The organism is Listeria aquatica (genome assembly GCF_014223975.1).
Classification (GTDB): Bacteria; Bacillota; Bacilli; order Lactobacillales; family Listeriaceae; genus Listeria; species Listeria aquatica.
On the sequence record NZ_JAARRM010000008.1, the window covers coordinates 39,079 to 62,645 of the forward strand.

The 23,567-nt window shown below is 40.6% G+C and carries 39 protein-coding genes; 38 read left to right on the forward strand and 1 reads right to left on the reverse strand.

All coding sequences use genetic code 11. The annotated features are described in order from the left end of the window. Nucleotides 1-116: 116 nt before the first annotated feature. The 31 genes from menA to rplQ all read left to right on the forward strand — a co-directional run bounded on the left by menA (nucleotide 117) and on the right by rplQ (nucleotide 17,083). On the forward strand, nucleotides 117-1,076 hold the full coding sequence (gene menA / locus HB912_RS12815; protein WP_185375146.1) for a 1,4-dihydroxy-2-naphthoate polyprenyltransferase: 960 nt from the start codon (nucleotides 117-119) through the stop codon (nucleotides 1,074-1,076). Between the two features lie 20 nt (nucleotides 1,077-1,096). Then, nucleotides 1,097-1,897: an FAD export ECF transporter transmembrane subunit FmnA gene (gene fmnA, locus HB912_RS12820; RefSeq protein ID WP_185375148.1), complete on the forward strand. Its 801-nt coding sequence runs from the start codon at nucleotides 1,097-1,099 to the stop codon at nucleotides 1,895-1,897. 846 nt (nucleotides 1,898-2,743) lie between these two features. Further along, nucleotides 2,744-3,052, forward strand: coding sequence for a 30S ribosomal protein S10 (rpsJ, locus tag HB912_RS12825; protein WP_007474836.1), 309 nt, complete (start codon nucleotides 2,744-2,746; stop codon nucleotides 3,050-3,052). A 51-nt stretch (nucleotides 3,053-3,103) separates the two neighbouring features. Beyond that, the gene (gene rplC / locus HB912_RS12830; RefSeq protein ID WP_036072838.1) at nucleotides 3,104-3,733 is read left to right on the forward strand and encodes a 50S ribosomal protein L3; all 630 of its coding nucleotides are present in this window, start codon (nucleotides 3,104-3,106) and stop codon (nucleotides 3,731-3,733) included. Between the two features lie 24 nt (nucleotides 3,734-3,757). Then, a complete protein-coding gene (rplD, locus tag HB912_RS12835; protein ID WP_036072839.1) occupies nucleotides 3,758-4,381 on the forward strand; it encodes a 50S ribosomal protein L4 in 624 nt (207 codons plus the stop codon). Next, nucleotides 4,381-4,665, forward strand: coding sequence for a 50S ribosomal protein L23 (gene rplW / locus HB912_RS12840; RefSeq protein ID WP_185375150.1), 285 nt, complete (start codon nucleotides 4,381-4,383; stop codon nucleotides 4,663-4,665). Before rplD ends, rplW begins: the two co-directional genes overlap by 1 nt. Nucleotides 4,666-4,706: 41 nt before the next feature. Continuing rightward, entirely contained in the window at nucleotides 4,707-5,540 is an 834-nt protein-coding gene (rplB, locus tag HB912_RS12845) for a 50S ribosomal protein L2 (protein WP_036072851.1), read from the forward strand. A gap of 90 nt (nucleotides 5,541-5,630) precedes the next feature. Continuing rightward, nucleotides 5,631-5,909: a 30S ribosomal protein S19 gene (gene rpsS, locus HB912_RS12850; protein ID WP_167628338.1), complete on the forward strand. Its 279-nt coding sequence runs from the start codon at nucleotides 5,631-5,633 to the stop codon at nucleotides 5,907-5,909. 21 nt (nucleotides 5,910-5,930) lie between these two features. Beyond that, nucleotides 5,931-6,287 carry a 50S ribosomal protein L22 gene (rplV, locus tag HB912_RS12855; RefSeq protein ID WP_036072854.1) on the forward strand — a complete coding sequence of 119 codons (357 nt, stop codon included), beginning with the start codon at nucleotides 5,931-5,933 and terminating at the stop codon, nucleotides 6,285-6,287. 3 nt (nucleotides 6,288-6,290) lie between these two features. Further along, nucleotides 6,291-6,947, forward strand: coding sequence for a 30S ribosomal protein S3 (rpsC, locus tag HB912_RS12860; RefSeq protein WP_115753704.1), 657 nt, complete (start codon nucleotides 6,291-6,293; stop codon nucleotides 6,945-6,947). A 2-nt stretch (nucleotides 6,948-6,949) separates the two neighbouring features. After that, on the forward strand, nucleotides 6,950-7,384 hold the full coding sequence (gene rplP, locus HB912_RS12865; RefSeq protein ID WP_007474821.1) for a 50S ribosomal protein L16: 435 nt from the start codon (nucleotides 6,950-6,952) through the stop codon (nucleotides 7,382-7,384). Further along, nucleotides 7,374-7,565 (forward strand): 50S ribosomal protein L29, encoded by a 192-nt coding sequence (gene rpmC / locus HB912_RS12870; protein WP_036072858.1) that lies wholly within the window; start codon nucleotides 7,374-7,376, stop codon nucleotides 7,563-7,565. The genes rplP and rpmC overlap by 11 nt, the downstream gene beginning before the upstream one ends. A 28-nt stretch (nucleotides 7,566-7,593) precedes the next feature. Continuing rightward, on the forward strand, nucleotides 7,594-7,857 hold the full coding sequence (gene rpsQ, locus HB912_RS12875; protein ID WP_036072860.1) for a 30S ribosomal protein S17: 264 nt from the start codon (nucleotides 7,594-7,596) through the stop codon (nucleotides 7,855-7,857). A 68-nt stretch (nucleotides 7,858-7,925) separates the two neighbouring features. Continuing rightward, complete coding sequence (gene rplN / locus HB912_RS12880; RefSeq protein WP_003723686.1) at nucleotides 7,926-8,294, forward strand: 50S ribosomal protein L14; 369 nt, start codon at nucleotides 7,926-7,928, stop codon at nucleotides 8,292-8,294. 35 nt (nucleotides 8,295-8,329) lie between these two features. Then, complete coding sequence (rplX, locus tag HB912_RS12885) at nucleotides 8,330-8,641, forward strand: 50S ribosomal protein L24 (RefSeq protein ID WP_115753705.1); 312 nt, start codon at nucleotides 8,330-8,332, stop codon at nucleotides 8,639-8,641. A 31-nt stretch (nucleotides 8,642-8,672) separates the two neighbouring features. Continuing rightward, a complete protein-coding gene (gene rplE / locus HB912_RS12890; RefSeq protein WP_036072862.1) occupies nucleotides 8,673-9,212 on the forward strand; it encodes a 50S ribosomal protein L5 in 540 nt (179 codons plus the stop codon). A gap of 28 nt (nucleotides 9,213-9,240) precedes the next feature. Beyond that, nucleotides 9,241-9,426: a type Z 30S ribosomal protein S14 gene (locus tag HB912_RS12895; RefSeq protein ID WP_036072865.1), complete on the forward strand. Its 186-nt coding sequence runs from the start codon at nucleotides 9,241-9,243 to the stop codon at nucleotides 9,424-9,426. Nucleotides 9,427-9,457: 31 nt separating this feature from the next. Next, nucleotides 9,458-9,856: a 30S ribosomal protein S8 gene (gene rpsH / locus HB912_RS12900; protein ID WP_036072868.1), complete on the forward strand. Its 399-nt coding sequence runs from the start codon at nucleotides 9,458-9,460 to the stop codon at nucleotides 9,854-9,856. A 26-nt stretch (nucleotides 9,857-9,882) separates the two neighbouring features. Further along, on the forward strand, nucleotides 9,883-10,419 hold the full coding sequence (gene rplF / locus HB912_RS12905) for a 50S ribosomal protein L6 (RefSeq protein ID WP_036072870.1): 537 nt from the start codon (nucleotides 9,883-9,885) through the stop codon (nucleotides 10,417-10,419). Nucleotides 10,420-10,453: 34 nt separating this feature from the next. Then, nucleotides 10,454-10,813 (forward strand): 50S ribosomal protein L18, encoded by a 360-nt coding sequence (rplR, locus tag HB912_RS12910; protein ID WP_185375152.1) that lies wholly within the window; start codon nucleotides 10,454-10,456, stop codon nucleotides 10,811-10,813. Nucleotides 10,814-10,835: 22 nt separating this feature from the next. Then, the gene (gene rpsE, locus HB912_RS12915) at nucleotides 10,836-11,339 is read left to right on the forward strand and encodes a 30S ribosomal protein S5 (protein ID WP_036072874.1); all 504 of its coding nucleotides are present in this window, start codon (nucleotides 10,836-10,838) and stop codon (nucleotides 11,337-11,339) included. Between the two features lie 16 nt (nucleotides 11,340-11,355). Further along, the gene (gene rpmD, locus HB912_RS12920) at nucleotides 11,356-11,535 is read left to right on the forward strand and encodes a 50S ribosomal protein L30 (RefSeq protein WP_036072876.1); all 180 of its coding nucleotides are present in this window, start codon (nucleotides 11,356-11,358) and stop codon (nucleotides 11,533-11,535) included. A gap of 49 nt (nucleotides 11,536-11,584) precedes the next feature. Further along, entirely contained in the window at nucleotides 11,585-12,025 is a 441-nt protein-coding gene (rplO, locus tag HB912_RS12925; RefSeq protein ID WP_036072879.1) for a 50S ribosomal protein L15, read from the forward strand. Further along, nucleotides 12,025-13,320 (forward strand): preprotein translocase subunit SecY, encoded by a 1,296-nt coding sequence (secY, locus tag HB912_RS12930; RefSeq protein ID WP_036072881.1) that lies wholly within the window; start codon nucleotides 12,025-12,027, stop codon nucleotides 13,318-13,320. The genes rplO and secY overlap by 1 nt, the downstream gene beginning before the upstream one ends. Nucleotides 13,321-13,383: 63 nt before the next feature. Continuing rightward, nucleotides 13,384-14,031, forward strand: coding sequence for an adenylate kinase (locus tag HB912_RS12935; protein ID WP_185375154.1), 648 nt, complete (start codon nucleotides 13,384-13,386; stop codon nucleotides 14,029-14,031). 337 nt (nucleotides 14,032-14,368) lie between these two features. Beyond that, the gene (gene infA / locus HB912_RS12940; RefSeq protein ID WP_036072884.1) at nucleotides 14,369-14,587 is read left to right on the forward strand and encodes a translation initiation factor IF-1; all 219 of its coding nucleotides are present in this window, start codon (nucleotides 14,369-14,371) and stop codon (nucleotides 14,585-14,587) included. Between the two features lie 101 nt (nucleotides 14,588-14,688). Next, nucleotides 14,689-14,802 (forward strand): 50S ribosomal protein L36, encoded by a 114-nt coding sequence (gene rpmJ / locus HB912_RS12945; RefSeq protein ID WP_003720928.1) that lies wholly within the window; start codon nucleotides 14,689-14,691, stop codon nucleotides 14,800-14,802. Between the two features lie 29 nt (nucleotides 14,803-14,831). Beyond that, on the forward strand, nucleotides 14,832-15,197 hold the full coding sequence (gene rpsM / locus HB912_RS12950) for a 30S ribosomal protein S13 (RefSeq protein ID WP_036072887.1): 366 nt from the start codon (nucleotides 14,832-14,834) through the stop codon (nucleotides 15,195-15,197). A 27-nt stretch (nucleotides 15,198-15,224) separates the two neighbouring features. After that, nucleotides 15,225-15,614: a 30S ribosomal protein S11 gene (gene rpsK / locus HB912_RS12955; RefSeq protein WP_036072890.1), complete on the forward strand. Its 390-nt coding sequence runs from the start codon at nucleotides 15,225-15,227 to the stop codon at nucleotides 15,612-15,614. Between the two features lie 104 nt (nucleotides 15,615-15,718). Then, on the forward strand, nucleotides 15,719-16,663 hold the full coding sequence (locus tag HB912_RS12960; protein ID WP_185375156.1) for a DNA-directed RNA polymerase subunit alpha: 945 nt from the start codon (nucleotides 15,719-15,721) through the stop codon (nucleotides 16,661-16,663). A 24-nt stretch (nucleotides 16,664-16,687) separates the two neighbouring features. Then, nucleotides 16,688-17,083, forward strand: a complete 396-nt coding sequence (gene rplQ, locus HB912_RS12965) for a 50S ribosomal protein L17 (RefSeq protein ID WP_115753714.1) — start codon at nucleotides 16,688-16,690, stop codon at nucleotides 17,081-17,083. 207 nt (nucleotides 17,084-17,290) lie between these two features. Here the strand turns inward: rplQ and HB912_RS12970 are convergent, their stop codons facing one another. Further along, nucleotides 17,291-17,953: an MgtC/SapB family protein gene (locus HB912_RS12970; protein ID WP_036072897.1), complete on the reverse strand. Its 663-nt coding sequence runs from the start codon at nucleotides 17,951-17,953 to the stop codon at nucleotides 17,291-17,293. A 120-nt stretch (nucleotides 17,954-18,073) separates the two neighbouring features. On the opposite strand from HB912_RS12970, the gene HB912_RS12975 reads away from it, so the two are divergent. From HB912_RS12975 to HB912_RS13005, 7 genes are all read left to right on the forward strand, one after another. Further along, a complete protein-coding gene (locus tag HB912_RS12975; RefSeq protein ID WP_185375158.1) occupies nucleotides 18,074-18,913 on the forward strand; it encodes an energy-coupling factor ABC transporter ATP-binding protein in 840 nt (279 codons plus the stop codon). After that, nucleotides 18,889-19,761 (forward strand): energy-coupling factor ABC transporter ATP-binding protein, encoded by an 873-nt coding sequence (locus HB912_RS12980; protein WP_185375160.1) that lies wholly within the window; start codon nucleotides 18,889-18,891, stop codon nucleotides 19,759-19,761. The genes HB912_RS12975 and HB912_RS12980 overlap by 25 nt, the downstream gene beginning before the upstream one ends. Then, nucleotides 19,758-20,555: an energy-coupling factor transporter transmembrane component T family protein gene (locus HB912_RS12985; RefSeq protein WP_185375162.1), complete on the forward strand. Its 798-nt coding sequence runs from the start codon at nucleotides 19,758-19,760 to the stop codon at nucleotides 20,553-20,555. The genes HB912_RS12980 and HB912_RS12985 overlap by 4 nt, the downstream gene beginning before the upstream one ends. A 15-nt stretch (nucleotides 20,556-20,570) precedes the next feature. Beyond that, nucleotides 20,571-21,329, forward strand: a complete 759-nt coding sequence (gene truA / locus HB912_RS12990; protein ID WP_185375164.1) for a tRNA pseudouridine(38-40) synthase TruA — start codon at nucleotides 20,571-20,573, stop codon at nucleotides 21,327-21,329. Between the two features lie 222 nt (nucleotides 21,330-21,551). Continuing rightward, the gene (rplM, locus tag HB912_RS12995; RefSeq protein ID WP_036072903.1) at nucleotides 21,552-21,989 is read left to right on the forward strand and encodes a 50S ribosomal protein L13; all 438 of its coding nucleotides are present in this window, start codon (nucleotides 21,552-21,554) and stop codon (nucleotides 21,987-21,989) included. A gap of 21 nt (nucleotides 21,990-22,010) precedes the next feature. Next, nucleotides 22,011-22,403 carry a 30S ribosomal protein S9 gene (gene rpsI, locus HB912_RS13000; RefSeq protein WP_036072905.1) on the forward strand — a complete coding sequence of 131 codons (393 nt, stop codon included), beginning with the start codon at nucleotides 22,011-22,013 and terminating at the stop codon, nucleotides 22,401-22,403. 273 nt (nucleotides 22,404-22,676) lie between these two features. Next, nucleotides 22,677-23,561 carry a LysR family transcriptional regulator gene (locus HB912_RS13005; RefSeq protein WP_185375166.1) on the forward strand — a complete coding sequence of 295 codons (885 nt, stop codon included), beginning with the start codon at nucleotides 22,677-22,679 and terminating at the stop codon, nucleotides 23,559-23,561. The last annotated feature ends 6 nt before the right edge of the window (nucleotides 23,562-23,567 follow it).

Here is a 23,567-nt window from a genome sequence, read left to right on the forward strand (position 1 = left end):
CGTCTAACTCTAGGGGTTTTTCATTTGGAAGGGATAGCATTTTAGCGGCTTTTAAGTTATAGTGTAAACATTGAATAAAAAGATATATTTTAAGGAGTTAAAGGGGAGGGAACCCAGTGTCTATCAAGGCATTTTTAGAGCTGGTGGAAATCAGAACAAAAATTGCAAGTGTCTACCCATTTGTTCTTGGTACATTGTTTGTCTTTTACAAACTACAAACGATTAACCTTGGAAATACACTTATTTTCTTTGTTGCAATGCTGATTTTTGATTTAACAACAACAGCTATCAACAATTATATGGACTACCGAAAAGCAACGGACAATCACGATTACGATTTTCGAGTGGAAAGTAATGTGATTGGGAAAATGAACATCCCACAAAAAAACGTCATTTTATTGATTTTTACGATGTTTCTCATAGCTACGGCTCTTGGTGTATGGCTTGTAGTTCGAACAGATTTATTGGTACTTTTAATTGGCTTTGTATGTTTTTGTATTGGCATTTTATATACATTTGGACCAGTTCCATTATCGCGCATGCCGCTTGGCGAAGTGTTTTCAGGCGTAACAATGGGATTTGGGATTTTCTTTTTGGCAGTTTACATGAGTGCGTATGATGCAGGAGTCGCTAACTTATTGTGGCAAGGGGAATGGATTGACATTCGTTTCAATCTGCTACGAATCATTGAAATTGGTGTCGTATCGCTACCGTGCATCTTCACCATCGCGAATATCATGTTAGCAAATAATCTTTGTGACCTGGACGAAGATATTCGTAATCACCGTTACACGCTACCATATTATATTGGCAGGAAAATGGGAGTGCTACTTTTCAATGCGCTTTATTACGCCTCTTTTGCCGCCGTGGTCGCTGCAGTCATTTTGCGTTACTTAAGTCCGATTATGCTCCTCGTGTTACTTGCGACCCCGCTTGTATATCGTAATCTTAAAAAATTCAATCAAGAGCAAGTGAAGTCAAAAACTTTCGTTGTAGCCATCAAAAACTTTGTGCTCATCAATGCATCGCTTGCCGTGTTACTTGCGATCAGTATTCTCATTAAATATCTATTTTAAATGGAAGGAAGGCAATTTGGATGATTGATAAGCTCATATTTGGCCGCTTTGTTCCAGGAGAGTCTTGGATACATGCGTTGGATGCCCGCACGAAATTACTTGGCGGATTCTACTTCATTGCCATCTTATTTTTAGCCAATAACCCATACGCCTATGCTTTGATGATTGCTTTCACTTTCGGCGTAATCTTCCTAACAGGGATTAAAGTTAAAGTATTCATCAAAGGCGTTCGGCCGCTGCTTTGGTTGATTTTGTTCACGGTGATCATGCAAATGCTATTTACAAGTGGCGGAATCATTTATTTTGAGTTCGGTCCTTTCACGATTTCATCTTTCGGAGTCATAAATGGCATCTACGTATTCATCCGTTTTACACTCATCATCATCCTATCTACAGTCATTACACTCACAACAACGCCGATGGATTTGACTGATGCCATTGAATACTTACTACGCCCACTTAAGTATCTCAAGGTTCCGGTCGCAGACATTGCTTTAATGATCACCGTTGCGCTTCGCTTTATTCCAACACTCATGGAAGAGACGGATAAAATCATGAAAGCCCAACGAGCGCGAGGTGTCGAGTTTGGAGAAGGGAATTTGTTTGAGCAAATGAAAGTAGTCGTACCGATCTTCATTCCGCTATTCGTCAGTTCGTTCAATCGAGCGGAAGATTTGGCGGATGCAATGGAAGTCCGTGGTTACGATGGCGGAGAAGGGCGTACAAAATTCAGATTGCTGCACTGGCGTTGGATCGACTTAATCGCTTTGATTGTAATTGTGCTACTGACAGCTTCACTTATCTATTTAAGAGGTTATTAATTTAAACTATCCCGCCCAAAAACAAGTTCTTGACTTGTTTTTGGGCGGGATTTGTTTTGGCGCGTTTTACTCCAATTGTGCTACCTATAGATAGCTAAGGGTGCTTGGTTCTTTTTGTTGTTCGTATGCTCATGACTCAAATTATAACAACACAAAATGCTATAGGTTAAGTAAAAAAATAGTACTTGTAAAATAATGGTGGGTTCCCTCATGGAACTATAGGTTTTACAACAAAATCCTGCTTATTAAAAAACTTTTTATAGCTGCTATTATTGTCTTCTTGCTAGCGCTTTATGCTGTCATTGCCAATATGACTTATGATGACCTAGTAGTTAAAATTGAGGATTGGTTCCGGTAAAACAATGAAAAGATGAATGAGTACACAAATATAGACAATATTTGGACTGCGACTAACCGGTGAATAAAGGGGTTGGCGCAGTTTTTTGCTGTCGGAAGAATTGGGTTTTAATCTTTTTGCTTTTTATCAGTGTAGTAAAGACAAGTGGGTCGTCTGTTTTCCTAAAGAAAAATAAATACTAATTTTTTCTTCTATAATATACAACGTTTATTTTACGTTAGAATTTCAAAAATGAAATTCCCTAATCGAATCTGAAACTTTTTCAAAAAACGGTTGATTCGTAAGGGTAACCCGTGTATAATAGATAAAGTGCAAATGGATAGGCACTCGTCTGCCCTTTTGTGCCCACAACCCCCCTATTTGGCGAGGTTGTAGATGTGATGAAGTGGAAGGTTGCTGACACACCCGGCCGCTTTGCCATGGCGGGTACTCAGGTAATTTCCATGGAGAATGTCTATTTTAAAAATAGGCGAGAAGGAGGGAAAATAATGGCAAAACAAAAAATTCGTATTCGTTTAAAAGCTTATGATCATCGTATTTTAGATCAATCAGCTGAAAAAATCGTTGAAACTGCGAAACGTTCTGGCGCTTCTGTGTCTGGTCCGATTCCGCTTCCAACAGAAAAATCTGTTTATACGGTTTTACGTGCGGTTCATAAATATAAAGATTCGCGCGAACAATTCGAAATGCGTACGCACAAACGTTTAATCGACATCGTTAACCCAACACCACAAACGGTTGACAGCTTGATGCGTTTGGATCTGCCGAGTGGTGTAGATATCGAAATCAAACTTTAATAAATTGGGCGAAATGCCCGCAAAAATAACAATTAACAGGAGGTGTGACTCATGACCAAAGGAATCTTAGGTAGAAAAGTAGGGATGACTCAAGTTTTCACTGAAAACGGGGAACTTATTCCAGTTACAGTAATCGAAGCAGCGGATAACGTTGTACTTCAAAAGAAAACAGTTGAAACTGACGGTTACGAAGCGGTTCAAATCGGCTTCGAAAACAAACGTGAAGTTTTAGCGAACAAACCCGAAAAAGGTCATGTAGCAAAAGCCAATACTACTCCTAAGCGCTTCATTCGCGAATTCCGCGATGTAAACTTAGACGAGTATGAAATTGGTTCAGAAATCAAAGTAGATGTATTCGCAGAAGGTGACGTCGTGGACGTGACAGGCGTATCGAAAGGTAAAGGGTTCCAAGGTGTTATTAAACGCCACGGACAAGCTCGCGGGCCAATGGCTCACGGTTCTCGTTACCACCGTCGTCCTGGTTCAATGGGTCCTGTAGCACCTAACCGTGTTTTCAAAAATAAACTTCTTCCAGGTCGTATGGGTGGAGATCAAATCACTATCCAAAACTTGGAAATCGTTAAAGTAGACGCAGAAAAGAACTTACTTTTAGTAAAAGGTAATGTTCCTGGTGCAAAAAAATCATTAGTTCAAATTAAAACTGCTATTAAAGCAAAATAAAAAGTTGGAAAGGAGGACTAACGAATGCCAAAACTAAGCTTACTTAAACAAGATGGATCACAAGCTGGCGAAATCACGTTGAACGATGCTGTTTTCGGTGTTGAACCAAACGAAAAAGTTGTTGTCGACGTTATTTTGAGCCAAAGAGCTTCCTTACGTCAAGGGACTCATAAAGTAAAAAATCGTTCTGAAGTACGTGGTGGTGGTCGTAAACCATGGCGTCAAAAAGGTACTGGTCGTGCTCGTCAAGGTTCGATCCGTTCGCCGCAATGGCGTGGTGGTGGTACTGTATTTGGACCAACTCCTCGTTCATACGCATACAAATTGCCGAAGAAAGTTCGCCGTTTAGCGATCAAATCGATCTTATCTTCAAAAGTACTTGATAATGATATCGTAGTACTTGAAGATCTAGCATTTGAAACGCCAAAAACAAAAGAATTTGCGGCTTTCCTTAAAAATATCTCTGTAGATACTAAAGCTCTTGTTGTCGTTGCTTCTGAAAGCGAAAATATCGAACTTTCTGCACGCAACATCCAAGGCATTACTGTTATTCCGGCTGAAAGTATCTCAGTACTAGAAGTTGCTGGACATGATAAACTCATTGTCACACAAGCAGCTGTTCAAAAGATAGAGGAGGTGCTTGCATAATGGATGCACGCGACATCATTAAGCGCCCGGTTGTAACTGAGGAATCTACTAGTGTTCTTGATAACAAGAAATATACTTTTGAAGTAGACACTCGTGCTACAAAAACTCAAATCAAACATGCAATTGAAGAAATCTTTGAAGTTGAAGTAACGAAAGTAAACGTTATGAATTACAAAGGGAAGAAAAAACGCATGGGTCGTTATGTTGGTTATACGAACAAGCGTCGTAAAGCAATCGTAACTTTGAGTAATGATAGTAAAGAAATTCAATTCTTTGAAGTTTAATATGAACGTTTTTGAATAAAATCTAACGAGGAGGGAAAAAAATGGCGATTAAAAAGTACAAACCTACCACAAACGGCCGCCGTCATATGACAAGTTCTGATTTTGCTGAGATTACGACAAGTACTCCAGAAAAATCTTTGCTACGTCCTATGAAAAAGAAAGCTGGTCGTAACAACCAAGGTAAGTTAACTGTTCGTCATCACGGTGGCGGTCATAAACGTCAATACCGTGTGATCGATTTTAAACGTAATAAAGACGGCGTTCCTGGACGTATCGCTACAATCGAATACGATCCAAACCGCTCGGCTAATATTGCACTCGTTCACTACGCTGATGGAGAAAAACGCTACATCATCGCAGCGAAAGGCCTAGAAGTTGGCCAAACAATTCATTCTGGAGCAGAAGCTGATATCAAAATCGGAAATGCTTTAGAACTTAAAGATATTCCAGTGGGTACTGTTGTTCACAATATCGAACTTAAACCTGGGAAAGGCGGACAACTTGTTCGTTCTGCTGGAGCAAGCGCTCAAATTCTAGGTAAAGAAGGTAAATACGTTCTTGTACGTCTTAAATCTGGTGAAGTTCGTATGATTCTTGCTACTTGCCGTGCTACAATCGGTCAAGTTGGTAATGAGCAACATGAACTTATCAACATTGGTAAAGCTGGACGTTCGCGCTGGATGGGTAAACGCCCAACTGTTCGTGGTTCGGTTATGAACCCTAACGATCACCCACATGGTGGTGGTGAAGGTAAAGCACCAATCGGACGTAAATCTCCAATGTCTCCTTGGGGCAAACCAACACTTGGATACAAAACTCGTAAGAAAAACAACAACTCCGATAAATTTATCGTACGTCGTCGTAAAGGTAAATAAGATTTGGGATAAAATTACGTTAATTTTGATAGCAGGGAGTTTGCGGAGGCTAAACTCCGGCTTCCTAGCTATACGAAGGGAGGTTCCGTCATGGGTCGTAGCTTAAAGAAAGGACCTTTTGTCGATGAACATTTGATGAAGAAAGTGGAAGCAGCAAATGAAAGTGACAAGAAACAAGTAATTAAGACTTGGTCGCGTCGTTCCACTATTTTTCCAGTATTCGTAGGTCAAACAATTGCTGTATATGATGGACGCAAACATGTTCCTGTTTATGTTCAAGAAGATATGGTTGGACACAAATTAGGTGAATTTGCACCAACTCGTACTTACCGTGGACACGCGGGAGACGACAAAAAAACAAAACGATAATTTCGAGAGGAGGATATCTAAATGGCAAGTGAAATTACAAGTGCAAAAGCCGTTGCCAAAACGGTACGTATTGCTCCTCGTAAAGCGAGAATCGTTATTGATTTAATCCGAGGCAAGCAAGTTGGCGAAGCAATTGCAATTTTGAAGTTTACTCCAAAAGCAGCTTCACCAGTTATTGAAAAAGTATTGAAATCTGCTATGGCAAACGCTGAACATAACTATGATTTAGACGTAAACAACCTAGTGGTTTCGGAAGCTTTCGTTGATGAAGGCCCGACACTTAAACGTTTCCGTCCACGTGCACAAGGTCGTGCAAGTGCAATCAATAAACGTACAAGCCACATCACTGTTGTGGTATCTGAAGTGAAGGAGGGATAAACGTTGGGTCAAAAAATACATCCAATTGGTATGCGTATCGGTGTCATTCGGGACTGGGATTCAAAATGGTACGCTGAAAAAGATTACGCTAATTTCTTACATGAAGATTTGCGCATTCGTGATTACATTGCTAAACGCTTGGCTGATGCTTCCGTTTCGCGTGTTGAGATCGAACGTGCTGCTAACCGTGTGAATATCACTATTCATACAGCTAAACCTGGTATGGTAATCGGTAAAGGTGGTTCAGAAGTTGAAGCGCTTCGTAAATCCCTAAACGATTTAACTGGTAAACGTGTCCACATCAATATCGTTGAAATCAAACGTGCTGATCTAGACGCAAAACTTGTTGCTGAAAACATTGCAAGACAACTTGAAGGACGTGTTTCTTTCCGTCGTGCACAAAAACAAGCTATCCAACGTACAATGCGTGCTGGTGCGAAAGGAATTAAAACTCAAGTATCTGGTCGTCTTGGCGGAGCTGATATTGCTCGTGCTGAACACTATAGCGAAGGAACTGTACCGCTTCATACTCTTCGTGCTGATATCGATTATGCATGGGAAGAAGCAGATACAACTTATGGTAAACTAGGCGTTAAAGTTTGGATCTACCGTGGTGAAGTCCTTCCAACGAAGAAAAACAATGTGGAAGGAGGAAAATAATTATGTTAGTCCCTAAACGTGTAAAATACCGTCGTGAATTCCGTGGAAATATGCGCGGTCGTGCTAAAGGCGGCACAGAAGTTGCATTTGGTGAATATGGTCTCCAAGCTGTTGAAGCTTCTTGGATCACAAACCGTCAAATCGAAGCTGCTCGTATCGCAATGACTCGTTACATGAAACGTGGCGGTAAAGTTTGGATTAAAATTTTCCCTCATAAATCTTACACATCTAAACCAATCGGAGTTCGGATGGGTAAAGGTAAAGGTGCTCCGGAAGGCTGGGTAAGTCCAGTTAAACGTGGCAAAATTATGTTTGAAATCGCAGGTGTGCCTGAGGAAGTTGCGCGTGAAGCGTTGCGCCTTGCATCACACAAACTGCCGGTCAAAACAAAGATCGTAAAACGTGAAGAAATTGGTGGTGAAGCAAATGAAAGCTAAAGATATCCGTGAACTATCCACTACCGAAATCCAAGATCAAGAAAAAGCGCTAAAGGAAGAGCTTTTCAACTTGCGCTTTCAATTAGCTACAGGACAATTGGAAAATACTGCTCGCATTAAAGAAGTACGTAAATCCATTGCTCGTATGAAAACAATTGTGAAAGAAAGAGAACTTGCTTAAGACGAAATTAATAAGGAGGTTTTAATACATGGCTGACCGTAATCAACGTAAAGTCTATACAGGTCGCGTTGTATCCGACAAAATGGATAAAACGATTACTGTAGTTGTTGAAACATACAAAAAGCATGGTTTGTATGGTAAACGCGTGAAGTATTCGAAGAAATTCAAAGCTCATGATGAAAATAACACTGCAAAAACTGGCGATATCGTTCGTATCATGGAAACTCGCCCTCTATCTTCAACTAAACATTTCCGTTTACTAGAAGTAGTAGAAGAAGCAGTAATTATTTAATGGTTTTATAAAATAGTGAGAGATCAAGATGTTTCTCTTACCTGTTATTCTGGAAGGAGGGTGTCCTAATGATTCAACAAGAAAGTCGTATGAAAGTGGCTGATAACTCTGGCGCACGTGAAGTACTAACAATTAAAGTGCTAGGTGGATCAGGACGCAAAACTGCTAACATTGGTGATGTTGTTGTATGTACTGTTAAACAAGCAACACCAGGTGGCGTTGTCAAAAAAGGCGAAGTCGTTAAAGCAGTAATCGTTCGTACTAAGAGTGGAGCACGTCGTCAAGATGGTTCTTACATCAAATTTGATGAAAATGCATGTGTCATTATCCGTGATGATAAAAGTCCTCGTGGAACACGTATTTTTGGACCTGTTGCTCGCGAACTTCGTGAAAACAACTTCATGAAAATCGTTTCTTTAGCTCCAGAAGTTCTTTAATAAACAAGTTTCAAACCAAGGAGGTGCTAAGACTAATGCATGTCAAAAAAGGTGATAAAGTACAAGTTATTACTGGTAAAGATAAAGGCAAATCCGGCAAAGTTCTTGCTGCATTCCCAAAAAAAGATCGTGTAATTGTTGAAGGAATCAACATGGTGAAAAAACATACGAAACCTTCCAATATCAATCCACAAGGTGGAATCTTGAATGTTGAAGCACCAATTCACGTATCTAACGTAATGCTTATCGATCCTAAATCAGGCGAGCCAACACGTGTGAGCTATGAAGTAAAAGGCGATAAAAAAGTACGTGTAGCTAAAAAATCCGGTGAAGTCATCGATAAATAATTTAAGTAATTGAGGAAGGAGGCAACATTACATGAATCGCCTTAAAGATCGCTATCTTAAGGAAATTGTTCCTGGTATGATGAGCAAGTTTAACTATTCTTCTGTTATGGAAGTACCTAAAATTGAAAAAATCGTAATCAACACTGGTGTTGGTGATGCAGTAGCAAACGCTAAAGTTCTTGACAGTGCTGTTGAAGAACTTGCATTAATCACTGGTCAAAAACCAGTTATCACAAAAGCTAAAAATTCGATCGCTGGATTCCGTCTTCGTGAAGGAATGCCAATCGGTGCGAAAGTAACGCTTCGTGGTGACCGTATGTATGATTTCTTAGACAAATTAATTAATGTTTCACTTCCACGTGTTCGTGACTTCCGTGGGGTTTCGAAAAAAGCTTTCGACGGCCGCGGTAACTACACGCTGGGTGTGAGAGAACAATTGATTTTCCCTGAAATTGATTATGATAAAGTTTCTAAAGTTCGTGGTATGGATGTTGTTATTGTTACAACTGCAAAAACTGACGAAGAATCCCGTGAGTTATTAACTCAAGTTGGAATGCCGTTTCAAAAATAATCAATAATTAAAGTAGGGAGGCGAAAACGTGGCTAAAAAATCAATGATCGCTAAGCAAAAACGCGAACCAAAATTCGCAGTTCAAGGTTATACTCGTTGCGAACGTTGTGGACGTCCACATTCCGTTATTCGCAAATTTAAATTATGCCGTATTTGTTTCCGCGAACTTGCCTATAAAGGTCAAATTCCTGGCGTTAAAAAAGCAAGCTGGTAAACCTAAGTTTAAGGAAGGAGGATAATAACACATGGTGATGACAGATCCAATTGCAGATTTTCTAACTCGTATCCGTAATGCGAACATGGTGAAACATGACAAATTAGAATTGCCTGCATCGAAAATCAAAAAAGAAATTGCTGAAATCTTAAAACGTGAAGGTTTTATCCGTGACGTTGAGTATATTGAAGATGAAAAGCAAGGCACAATTCGTGTTTTCTTGAAATATAGTCCATCTGGCGAACGCGTAATCACTGGTCTTAAACGTATCAGTAAGCCAGGGCTTCGTGTTTATGCTAAATCGAACGAGGTACCAAAAGTTCTTAACGGCTTGGGTATTGCAATCGTATCTACTTCTCAAGGTGTCCTAACTGACAAAGAAGCTCGCGCTAAACAAGTGGGCGGAGAAGTACTTGCATACGTTTGGTAAAATTTTATTCATAAGGAGGTGCGACAATGTCCCGTATCGGTAAAAAGCCTATTACAATTCCTGCTGGTGTAACAGTTACACTTGATGGAAATAAGGCAACAGTTAAAGGTCCTAAGGGTGAACTTGTAAGAGAGTTTAATCCTGAGATTAAAATTGAAATCGAAGGAAGTGAAATTAACGTTTCACGTCCATCTGACAATAAAAATCACCGTGCTCTTCATGGTACGACTCGTGCAGTCCTAAATAACATGGTTGTTGGGGTCTCAGAGGGCTACGAAAAATCACTTGAATTAGTCGGTGTCGGTTACCGTGCTCAAAAACAAGGTTCAAAACTTGTTCTTAACGTAGGGTATTCCCATCCAGTCGAATTTGAAGCGCCAAAAGGTGTCGAAATTGAAGTGCCTGCGAATACTAAAGTAATCGTAAAAGGCTTCAACAAAGAACACGTTGGTGAACTTGCTGCTAATATTCGTGCTGTACGTCCGCCTGAACCATATAAAGGTAAAGGTATCCGCTATGAAGGCGAATATGTACGCCGCAAAGAAGGTAAAACTGGTAAATAATGCCGCGTAAGCGATAAGAGAAGAGGTGAGTCGTGTGATTACTAAAATCGATAAAAATAAAGTTCGTAAAAAAAGACATGCTCGTGTTCGCTCTAAAATTACTGGAACTGAAAGCCGTCCTCGTCTAAACGTTTTCCGTTCTAATAAAAATATCTACGCTCAACTAGTTGATGACGTAAATGGCGTAACACTTGTAAGTGCTTCGAATTTAGATAAAGACTTTGGTTCTGCTGAATCAAAAGTTGACGCTGCTAGCAAGGTTGGCGAATTAGTTGCAAAACGTGCTTCTGAAAAAGGAATTTCTGCAGTTGTTTTCGACCGCGGAGGGTACTTGTACCATGGCCGTGTTAAAGCGCTCGCTGATGCAGCTCGCGAAAATGGATTAGAATTCTAATAAAGAAGGAGGGAAAACTTAGATGGCTGAAATTATTGATGGAAACAAATTAGATGTAGAAGAACGCGTTGTTACAATCAACCGTGTTGCTAAAGTTGTAAAAGGTGGACGTCGATTCCGTTTTACAGCACTTGTGGTTGTTGGCGATAAAAACGGTCATGTTGGATTCGGTACTGGTAAAGCACAAGAAGTTCCAGATGCGATCCGCAAAGCTGTCGAAGACGCTAAGAAAAACATGGTGTTTGTACCAACTGTTGGAACTACAATTCCTCACACAGTAGTTGGTCACTTTGGTGGTGGAGAAATCCTACTTAAACCAGCAAATGCCGGTTCTGGGGTAACGGCTGGTGGTCCAGTTCGTGCCGTACTTGAGCTTGCTGGGGTTGCGGATGTGTCTTCTAAATCACTTGGATCAAACACGCCAATCAACATGGTTCGTGCGACAATTGATGGAATTAAACAACTTAAAAAAGCTGAAGAAGTAGCTAAACTTCGCGGTAAAACAGTTGAAGAATTGTTAGGATAAGGAGGGAATTATCATTATGGCTAAATTAGAACTTACTCTAAAACGTAGCTTAATCGGTCGTCCCGGAGATCAACGTGAAACTGTAAAGGCATTAGGCCTTCGCAAGACACATTCCGTTGTCGTTAAAGAAGATAATCCTGCAATTCGTGGGATGATTAACAAAGTTAGTCATCTTCTAGACGTAAAAGAAGTTTAAGCTAGTATATTTAATGAAATAAAGAAGAAATAGGAGGAGGTGCTTGAACATGAAACTTCACGAATTAAAACCTGCAGAAGGTTCGCGCAAAGAGCGCAATCGTGTTGGTCGTGGAACAGGCTCTGGTAACGGAAAAACTGCCGGCCGTGGACATAAAGGGCAAAAAGCTCGTTCAGGCGGTGGCGTACGTTTAGGATTTGAAGGTGGACAACTTCCACTTTTCCGTCGTTTGCCTAAACGTGGTTTTACAAACATCAACCGTAAAGAATTCGCGATTGTGAATTTAGATGTTTTAAACCGTTTTGAAGACGGCACTGAAGTAACACCTGAACTTCTAATTGAAACAGGTGTTGTGAACAATGCTAAATCTGGTATTAAAATCCTTTCGAATGGATCTATTGAGAAGAAACTTACAGTGAAAGCTAATAAGTTTTCTGCAGCAGCTAAGGAAGCAATCGAAGCTGCCGGCGGAAAAGCTGAGGTGATCTAATGTTTCAAACGTTAGTAAACTTTTTCCGTGTAAAAGATATTCGGAATAAGATTTTCTTCACCCTTGCGATGCTTATCATTTTCCGTATTGGAACATTCATACCTGTGCCTGGGGTGAATGCAGCGGCATTGCAACAAACAATGGAAGGCGGTATTTTTGGGTTCTTAAACACCTTTAATGGTGGGGCACTTAAAAATTTCTCCGTTCTTGCGATGGGGGTTATGCCTTACATCACTGCGTCCATCATTGTACAACTTTTACAAATGGATGTTGTTCCAAAACTCACTGAGTGGTCTAAACAAGGTGAAATGGGACGTAAAAAACTCAATCAATTGACGCGTTATTTGACAATTGGTTTGGGACTTATTGAAGCCTTCGGTATGGCTTACGGATTTAACCGTTTGTCAGGGTCCACACTTATCTTCAACGCTTCTGTAGCGCAGTACATCGTTGTTGCGATTGTGCTTACAACAGGAACAATGTTTTTAATGTGGCTTGGTGAACAAATTACGGTTAAAGGTGTCGGAAACGGGATTTCCATTATCATCTTCGCGGGGATCGTAGCTCGTATTCCAGATGGAATTCGTCAAGTTTACGTTCAACAAATTGAAGATGCTGGTGATCAACTTTTCCTTCACATCTTAGTTCTTGCTGGAATTGCACTTGCTGCACTTCTAATTGTTGTTGTAGTTATTTACTTCCAACAAGCGCTACGTAAAATTCCGATCCAGTATTCAAAACGTGTAGCTGGAAATAAACAAGCGGGTGCGCAAGCTACTCACTTACCACTAAAATTGAACTCTGCTGGGGTTATTCCAGTAATCTTTGCGAGTGCTTTTATTATCACACCGCAAACGATCTTGACGTTCTTTGATAGTAGTAACGGTGTTGTATCTGTACTCAAAAACGTATTTGATTATACAAAACCGATTGGCATGGTCTTGTATGTAGCTCTGATCATCGCATTCACTTATTTTTATGCTTTTATCCAAGTTAACCCTGAAAAAGTGGCAGATAACTTGAAAAAGCAAGGTGGATATATTCCAAGTAAACGTCCGGGAAGGGAAACACAAGCTTATCTTACTTCGGTACTTTATCGCTTGACCTTCATCGGAGCCTTATTCCTTGCCGCAGTTGCAATCATTCCGACAATCGGAACGACAGCATTTGGATTACCTCAAACGCTCGCAATCGGTGGCACGAGTCTTCTAATCGTTATCGGGGTAGCACTTGATACAACGAAACAATTGGAAGGGCAACTGGTTAAACGGAATTATCGAGGATTCATCAAATAACGCGCGGGCACTTGCTATGGTTTTCCTAGCAGGTCTGCCTTGCGGGTACAAGGAGCGAATCAATTGAAACTAGTATTAATGGGCCTTCCTGGTGCCGGTAAAGGTACACAAGCCGAGAAAATTGTTGAAAAATATCATATTCCCCACATCTCAACAGGAGATATGTTTCGTCAAGCAATGAAAGATGAAACTGAACTAGGACTTGAAGCTAAATCTTATATGGATAAAGGCGACTTAGTTCCTGATGAAGTGACAAATGGTATTGTTCGCGAACGTCTAGCTCAAGATGATGCAAAAAGTGGTTTTCTCCTAGATGGTTTTCCAAGAACTGTTGCCCAAGCTGAAGAGCTTGAACGTATTTTAAGTGACTTTGGGACTGAACTCGATGCGGTCATCAATATTGATGTACCAAAAGAATCTCTGATGAAACGTCTTACGGGACGCTGGATCTGTCCAACTTGTGGCAGAACATATCATGAGCTCTATAACCCGCCAAAAGTAGCTGGAAAATGCGACGTCGATGGTTCTGAACTTTATCAACGTGAAGACGATAAAAAGGAAACCGTTGAAAATCGATTAAATGTGAATTTGAAACAGACGAAACCTTTGCTTGATTTTTACACGAAAACAGGTAAACTTCATAGTATTAATGGCGAACAAGAGATTAATAAAGTTTTTCTTGATGTAGATCAAATTCTTGCTTCTTTTTAAAGGAGAAAGGCTTGAACACTGCTGAGAATTTAAACGTGCAAATCCTGTTGATTTGTAGTATAATGGATAATTGGCAGTGGAATATAAGCATTTTTGCAAATCATGATGAACGAGAGAACCATTTGAGGATTATCCGAAACATTTGCTAAACCGAACTTTAGTCTTTGCACTCAAGTTTTCCGGATTACGGATTTCACTTTTCAGGTTGTCTAAAGGCAGGTCGGCTTTTTGAAATGATAGAAGCAGATCTCTTTTCACGTTTTTTCATGTAATCAAGTTTTACACTGATAAAATCGGAACCAAGTGGTCTAGTAACCGAGAAGGAGGTAGCGAACATATGGCTAAAGAAGATGTAATAGAAGTTGAAGGCGTAGTACAAGAAACTTTGCCTAACGCAATGTTTAAAGTTGAACTCGAAAATGGGCATGAAGTGCTTGCCACTGTTTCAGGTAAAATTCGTATGCACTACATCCGTATTTTACCAGGGGATAAAGTAACTGTTGAACTTTCCCCATACGATCTGACTCGTGGAAGAATCACTTATCGTTTTAAATAATTTGCACTCCGAAATTGAATTTATATACCGGTCTGGTTCGCCAGCTTAGTAGTTATCGGTTTATAGAGACATTTTCTCTAGTAAACAAGGAGGTATATGGAATGAAAGTAAGACCATCTGTTAAACCTATGTGCGAAAAATGTAAAGTTATTCGTCGTAAAGGTAAAGTTATGGTAATCTGTGAAAACCCTAAGCATAAACAAAAACAAGGTTGATTATAGAAAATAAGGAGGTGCTTGATTAGATGGCACGTATTGCAGGTGTGGATGTTCCACGTGAAAAACGTATCGTGATCTCACTAACTTACATCTACGGTATCGGAAAAGCAACAGCTGCTAAAGTCTTGGAAGAAGCAGGCGTTTCTGAAGATGTACGTACGAGAGATTTAAGTGAAGAAGAATTAGGTAAAATCCGTGAAATCGTAGACCGTATTAAAGTTGAGGGGGATCTTCGTCGTGAAGTGAACTTAAACATTAAACGTCTAATCGAAATCGGTTCTTACCGCGGTATGCGTCACCGTCGTGGACTTCCTGTTCGCGGACAAAATACGAAAAATAATGCGCGTACTCGTAAAGGTCCTTCTAAGACTGTCGCAGGTAAGAAGAAATAAACGAATAGTAAAGGAGGTAATTAGTGAATGGCACGTAAAACAAACACTCGTAAACGTCGTGTGAAAAAGAATATCGAAAATGGTATTGCACACATTCGTTCTACATTTAATAATACAATTGTAACGATTACTGATACACATGGTAATGCTTTATCGTGGTCTAGTGCTGGTGCTTTAGGTTTTAAAGGTTCTCGTAAATCTACTCCTTTTGCAGCTCAAATGGCAGCAGAAACTTCAGCAAAAGCAGCGATGGAACATGGTCTTAAATCTCTTGAAGTAACAGTTAAAGGTCCTGGTGCAGGTCGTGAAGCAGCTATTCGTGCTCTTCAAGCCGCAGGTCTTGAAGTTACTGCAATTAAAGATGTTACTCCAGTTCCTCACAATGGATGTCGTCCTCCAAAACGTCGTCGTGTATAAGTAGTCGTCTTTGTGCGCAACTTTTAAAACAGCGATATTTTGAAGCACAATTGAGGTTCGACTAGGTTTCTGAAATAAGACGTTTTGAAGGAGGGTATATTTGAATGATCGAAATTGAAAAGCCAAAAATCGAGACGATTGAGATCAGCGATGATGCCAAATATGGAAAGTTTGTTGTAGAACCACTTGAGCGTGGATATGGTACAACTTTGGGTAACTCCTTACGTCGTATTCTATTATCTTCACTTCCAGGCGCTGCTGTAACGTCCATTCAAATTGATGGAGCTTTACATGAGTTTTCTGTAATTGAAGGTGTAGTTGAAGATGTGACAACCATAATTTTGAATATCAAAAAACTGGCACTTAAAGTTTACTCTGATGAAGAAAAAACATTAGAGATTGATATACAAGGACCTGGTGTTGTAGCAGCTGGAGATATTAATTATGATAGTGATGTCGAAATTTTGAATCCAGATCTTCACATTGCAACGTTGAGCGACAACGCGAAATTTCATGTTCGCCTTAACGCTGCTCGTGGCCGCGGTTATACGCCGGCTGATCAAAACAAACGTGAAAGCATGCCTATCGGTGTCCTTCCGATAGATTCAATTTTCTCGCCGGTAATTCGTGTGAACTACCAAGTTGAGAATACACGTGTTGGTCAATCTACAAATTATGATAAGCTGACTTTTGATGTTCTAACTGACGGAAGTATCAGTCCAGAAGAAGCTGTGTCACTTGGCGCAAAAATTCTTTCTGAGCACTTGAGCATTTTCGTTAACTTAACAGATGAAGCACAAAAAGCTGAGATCATGATTGAAAAAGAAGAAAGCCATAAAGAAAAAGTACTTGAAATGACAATTGAAGAACTTGACTTATCGGTTCGTTCTTATAACTGTCTAAAACGTGCTGGAATCAATACAGTTCAAGAACTCGCTGACAAATCTGAAGATGATATGATGAAAGTTCGTAACTTGGGTCGTAAATCTTTAGAAGAAGTAAAAGTGAAACTGGCTGATCTTGGCTTAGGTCTTCGCAACGAAAACTGATTAGAAATGTAAGGAGGGAATTCCATGGGTTACAGAAAATTAGGCCGTACAAGTGCACAACGTAAAGCATTGCTTCGTGATCTTGCAACGGATTTAATCGTTCATGAACGTATCGAAACAACTGAAACACGTGCTAAAGAAGTTCGTAAAGTTGTAGATCGTCTTATTACTTCTGGTAAAAAAGGTGACTTGCACGCTCGTCGTCAGGCTGCGGCATTCATTCGTCATGAAGTAGCTAGTGTTAAACAAGTTGATGCAAAAGACGGCGGTAAGAAAAACCAAGCTGTTTATGCACTTCAAAAACTATTTGACGATGTTGCACCACGTTATGCAGAACGTCAAGGTGGATACACTCGTATCTATAAAAAAGGCCCTCGTCGTGGTGACGGAGCGCCAATGGTTATCATTGAACTAGTTTAATAATGAACTTTAAAGCAAGTAGAGTGTGATGATAAGCGAAAGCACCATTCTTTGTCTTGTCTAGCTCTGTGTGTTCCCTGCGAGTATCTCGCGGGGAGCGCAGGCTTTTTTTGTTTTCGATTCGCTCAAAGTGTGTATGTGCTTTGAGTTTTTTTATGTAAATAGCCACTAGGATAATTTTAACTATTCCTAGTGGCTATTTGCTTTTCATTCCATTCGTTCGATTGTCACATGGGGCAAATTTTGGATATATTGAAAGATTTCTCTTTCTTCTTGAATGGATTTTGACTTAATTTGCATGGTTACTTGATAAGCATCGACATCACCGAAAGGCTCGCGTTTTGTCTCATATGTAGAGATTAAGTAGTCGTGCTCATGCAGATAATTCGTAATAGCAGCCAAGTTACTTTTATCGTTCGTTGAATAGATTAAGAGAACGGTGTGAAAACCAACAGATTTACTAAAGAAACTTAGTGCTTCAAGTCCAATTAATGTGAGTACCGTTGCACCGACGCCAAGTGTATATAGACCAGCTCCAGTGGCAAGGCCGATGCCAGAAGTTGCCCAAAGACCAGCAGCGGTGGTTAAACCACGAACAAATTGCTTTTGAATAATAATAGTTCCGGCGCCGATAAAACCAATTCCGCTAACGACTTGAGCCGCTACACGGCTAGGGTCAAAGGAAACGTTGGCATGACCAGTTACACCGAAAAAGCCATATTGAGAAACAATCATGATTAGAGCGCTGCCGAGCGAAACTAGAAAATGCGTCCTGAAGCCGGCTTCTTTTGCTCGAAGTTCACGATCGAGCCCGATGATACCCCCTAAAATTCCTGCGACAGTTAAGCGTAATAAAAATTCAAGCCACATAAAATCACTCCTCATCTCCTTCTATTTTCCCGCTTTCAAAAGAAAAAAACAAGCTTTGCTTAAGAATTGGCTTTATACTATAATAAATAGGTGTTAACCATTTGAAATGGGGTGCGAGGCTTGTCAGAAGATTTTGTGCGTTTAGAGCACGTTTTTTATAAATATGAAGAAGAAGATAATTTTGCGGTAGAGGATGTGACTTTCTCTGTAAGAAAAGGTGAATGGCTTGCACTTGTCGGCCATAACGGTTCGGGAAAATCAACACTTGCTAAGCTACTTAACGGGTTGCTCTTCCCTGAAAGCGGCTTAATCAAGATTGGTCACTTTGCGTTAAGTGAAACGACGATATGGGAAATTCGCAAACAAGTGGGAATGGTTTTTCAAAATCCAGATAATCAATTTGTGGGTGCAACGGTCCAGGATGATGTAGCTTTTGGATTGGAAAATCATGGGGTACCGCATGAAGAAATGGTCAAGCGAGTGGAAGAGGCACTTCGTGAAGTCGGGATGACGGATTATGCCCTGCATGAACCAGCAAGACTTTCTGGCGGTCAAAAGCAACGTGTTGCGATTGCGGGTGTGCTTGCCCTCCAGCCTGATGTGATTATTTTGGATGAGGCGACTTCGATGCTTGATCCGCGTGGACGAGCAGAAGTAATGGCAACGATACGAAATTTGCGCGAGCGCGAAGAAATTACTGTTATTTCAATTACGCATGACCTTGATGAAGTACTTTATGCGGATCGTGTAATTGTGATGAATGAAGGAAAACGATTCAAAGAAGGAACGCCACAGGAAATTTTTGAAGCACCTGAAGAGATGAAGCGAATCGGTCTTGGCGTCCCGTTTATCGTTGAACTGGAAGAAAAACTCTCGGAACGCGGCATTCAAATTGATGAGCCGATTCTTTCGGAAGGAGCGTTGCTTGAATTATTATGGCGATTAAACTCGAACAATTAGGTTTTTGTTATCAAAAGAATAGTCCTTTTGAAAAACGGGCTTTAGAAGACGTTACCGTTTCGTTTGAAGATGGGAGTTATACCGCGATCGTTGGGCACACTGGATCCGGAAAATCAACGCTTTTGCAACATTTGAATGCGCTCCTGCTTCCCACAGAAGGAAAAATCACAATATTCGACCGGGAAATTTTAGCTGGTGAAAAGCAGAAAAAATTGAAAAACATTCGCAAGAAAGTGGGGATTGTCTTTCAGTTTCCAGAAGCGCAGTTATTTGAAGAAACGGTACAAAAAGATATTTGTTTTGGCCCGTTAAATTTCGGTGTCCCGCTAGAAGAAGCGGAAAAGCGTGCTCGGGAAGCCATTCACGAGGTTGGACTTACAGAAGATATCTTGGAACGCTCACCATTTGAACTTTCAGGAGGACAGATGCGCCGCGTTGCAATTGCAGGCGTGCTTGCGATGGAACCAGAAGTTTTAGTTTTGGATGAACCCACAGCAGGATTAGATCCAAGTGGTCGAAGAGAAATCATGGAAATGTTTTACGCGCTTCATGAACGAAAAAATTTGACTACTGTGCTTGTGACTCACAGCATGGAGGATGCCGCTCAGTATGCTGAAAAAATCGTGTTGATGAAAGAGGGAACAGTGGACCGGATTGGCACACCTCGTGAAATTTTCCAGGAGTCTGAACGCTTATCTGAACTTGGACTGCTTGTTCCTGAGGTTGTTCGTTTTCAACGAGACTTTGAAAAGAAATTTTCGGTTTCTTTTTCTAAAGTTTGCCTAAACATGGATGAGCTTTTGGAAGAAATGATGCGGTTTTTACCTGAAGGCAGGAATCCACTATGATGGATAAAATGATTTTGGGACGTTATATCCCAGGGGATTCTTGGCTTCATAGTATTGATCCGCGGGCTAAGATCACGGCGGTGATGTACTTTATTGTCATTGTCTTTATGGCCAACAACTGGCTAACTTACTTATTTTTATTTGCCTATGTGCTTTATTTAGTTTTTAGTTCAAAGGTTCCTTTTATGTTTTTTGTAAAAGGACTGCAGCCCATTATGATTTTGATTTTACTTACGTTATTATTGCAAGTTTTTTTCACACAAGGTGGAGATACTTTGCTCGCGCTTGGCCCGATCAAAGTTACGACACTCGGGCTATTGAACGGTATTAAAATCTTTTGTCGCTTTGTATTGATTGTTTTCATGACGACGTTACTAACGCTCACAACAAGCCCGATTGAGCTGACAGATGGACTGGAGAAGATTCTAATGCCTTTCCGCGTTTTACGCTTGCCAGTTCATGAACTGGCGTTAATGCTGAGCATTTCACTTCGGTTCATTCCGACGCTAATGGATGAAACGGAGAAGATTTTGAAGGCACAAAAGGCGCGCGGCGTGGACTTTACAAGTGGGAAAATTACGGAACGAATCAAGGCGATTGTTCCACTTTTGATTCCACTTTTCATTAGTGCGTTTAAGCGTGCGGAAGATTTGGCGATTGCGATGGAAGCGAGAGGCTATCGAGGTGGCCAGGGACGAACAAAATTTAGATTGTTAAAATGGCGCTGGCGAGATACGTTTTTACTAGTATCATTGGTTATTTTAACGGTACTTTTATGGTTCTTTAGAAATTAGGAGGAAAAACAATTCATGACACGCTATAAGGCGATTATCGCTTATGATGGAAGCGGCTTTTTTGGCTATCAAGTTCAACCAGAAAAGCGGACAGTGCAAAGCGAAATTGAACAGGCTCTTCAAAAAATGCATAAAGGAGAATTTATTCGAGTAACGGCTTCAGGACGGACTGATGCTGGGGTACACGCAAAAGGACAGGTTATTCATTTCGATTCTCCGCTTGAGATTCCTGGGGGTTCTTTTCGAATGGCACTTGAGACGAGAACGCCTCGGGATATTAGTTTTCGGTCGGTTAAAGCCGTGGACTCGGATTTTCATGCTCGCTTTGATACGACTGGAAAAGAATATCGTTACCTGATTCAGTGTGGAAGACTTTTTGATCCGTTTATGCGCCACTTTGCTTGGCATTTTCCTTATCCGATTGATCTTCAGAAGATGGAAGAGGCGGTCACGATTCTGCTTGGGGAACATGATTTCACAACATTTTGTAGCGCGAGAACGGAGATGGAGAATAAGGTTCGAACGCTTTATCAGATTGAAATGAAACAAGTGAATGACGAACTTTTTGCGATTACTTATCGTGGCGATGGCTTTTTGTATAACATGGTGCGGATTCTAACGGGAGCGCTTATGGATGTGGGGCAGGGGAAGCTTTCGCTAATTGATTTAAAAAAAGCGTTGGATGCTAAGAATAGAGAAGCGCTGCGAAGCAAAACGGCACCTCCAGAAGGTTTGTATTTGATGAACGTATTTTATGATGAATTCGGAAAATAGCGTACTGCGAAAGCGGAGTTTAATTTGTTTCCCCATCCGACTTTTTTCCTGAAATTCATTGACTTTTAAAGGCAGAAATTGTATTATGGACTATGGTATTGTTTACCCCACAATAAGCCCCGGAAGGTTGTTGTGTTGAAAAAACAATAGAAGTAAGATAAAGATGTTTCGGAACAAGGAACGGTTCCGGGCGCAATTTTTAATTTATTAGGAGGGTAACTCATGCGTACAACTTATATGGCGAAACAAGGCGAAGTAGAACGTAAATGGTACGTGATCGACGCTACTGATGTTTCTCTAGGTCGTTTGTCGAGCGAAGTAGCATCTATTCTTCGTGGCAAAAACAAACCGCAATTTACTCCACACGTTGATACTGGAGATTTTGTAATTGTAATTAATGCAGGTAAGGTAGGTCTTACTGGTAAAAAAGCAACAGATAAAATTTATTACCGTCACTCGCAATATCCAGGCGGATTGAAATCTCGTACAGCAGGCGAAATGCGTGCGAACTATCCTGAGAAACTAATCGAGCTTTCTGTAAAAGGAATGCTTCCAAAAACTTCTCTAGGACGTCAACAATTCAAAAAATTACACGTATATGCAGGTGATGTGCATGAACATGCAGCACAAAAACCAGAAGCATACGAACTACGCGGTTAATATCAAAGGAGGGAAATAATAGTGGCAGAAGTACAATATTACGGAACTGGTCGTCGTAAAAGCTCAGTAGCACGTGTGCGTTTAGTACCGGGCGATGGCAAAGTTGTTATCAATAATCGTGACTGGGAAGATTATATCCCATTTGCAGCACTACGCGAAGTAATCAAGCAACCACTAGTTGCAACAGAAACTTTAGGAAGCTACGATGTACTAGTAAACGTACACGGTGGTGGATACACTGGTCAAGCTGGTGCAATCCGTCATGGCGTGGCACGTGCACTTCTTCAAGTAGCACCTGAATACCGTTCAGCTCTTAAATCAGCTGGTCTTCTTACTCGTGATTCTCGTATGAAGGAACGTAAGAAATACGGTCTTAAAGCTGCTCGTCGTGCACCTCAATTCTCGAAACGTTAATACCACATTTTTGGACCTGCTCCCGAATATAGGGAGTGGGTTTTTTATTTGGTTTCTTTAAAGTAATTTAGTGTTCCTTTTTTAACTTCAATTGTCACAAATAAATATGATAGACTTGCTTTGTAGTAAAATAATTTAACAAGTAGATGATCTAAAGGGCATCAAGAGACTATGCAAATGAGGTGGATGGGAGAAAAAAGATGGTGAAGGCCACTGTTACTTGTCACCATTTTAATGCTTGCTGCTTGTAAAAACCGGAAGGATGAGTAGAAATTGGAGATCAGATTGTTGCGTTATTTTTTGACGGTAGCAGAGGAGCGAAATGTGTCAAGAGCAGCCAAGGTTCTTCATATTACACAGCCAACGCTCAGCCGACAGTTAAAGGAATTTGAGTCGAGTCTTGGGACAGAACTATTCGTTCGGCAAAATAAAGAACTTGTTTTAACGGAAGCAGGACTGCTTCTGAAAAGCCGTGCGGAGGAAATTTTGGAGCTTACGGAGCGTACTGAACAGGAGTTTCAAGATCAGAAAAAAGCGCTTTTTAGCGGGCATGTTTCGATCGGTTGTGTTGAGGCAGATAACTCGGATACAGTTGCGATGATGCTTGAAGAGCTTGTGAATGAATATCCGCAGGTAACGTTTACAATTTTTAGTGGAACGAGTGATATGATTGTTGAAAGACTAGAGAAAGGTTTGCTCGATTTGGCAGTGCTTATCGAACCAGTGGATACGAAACAGTTTGAGAAATTAGTTCTCCCACATGACGAACGTTGGGGGTTGCTTGTTTCGAAAGAGTCGTTTCTGGCGGTTCAAGATGAGATCGAAATTGCAGATTTAGCTAGAATACCCTTGCTCAGTTCATCGCGTACGGAAGTAGCGGCTATGATTGAATCTTGGGCGAAAGAAAGCGGGGTATCATTTCAGATTGTGGGGACATTTAATTTGATTTTTAATGTAATTCCACTGGTTGAAAATCATGTTGGATCGGCAATTGGTATTGAAGGTGCGTTGTCAGCTTGGAATTTAGATCGTTTGAAATTTTTACCACTCGTACCAGAAGTGAAAACGAAATGTGTGCTTGTCTGGAAGAAGCACCGGGAGCACTCGCCGTCGGTTGCTGTTTTGCTACAATATTTCAAGGATGCTTTTGAGGCATAGATGGGC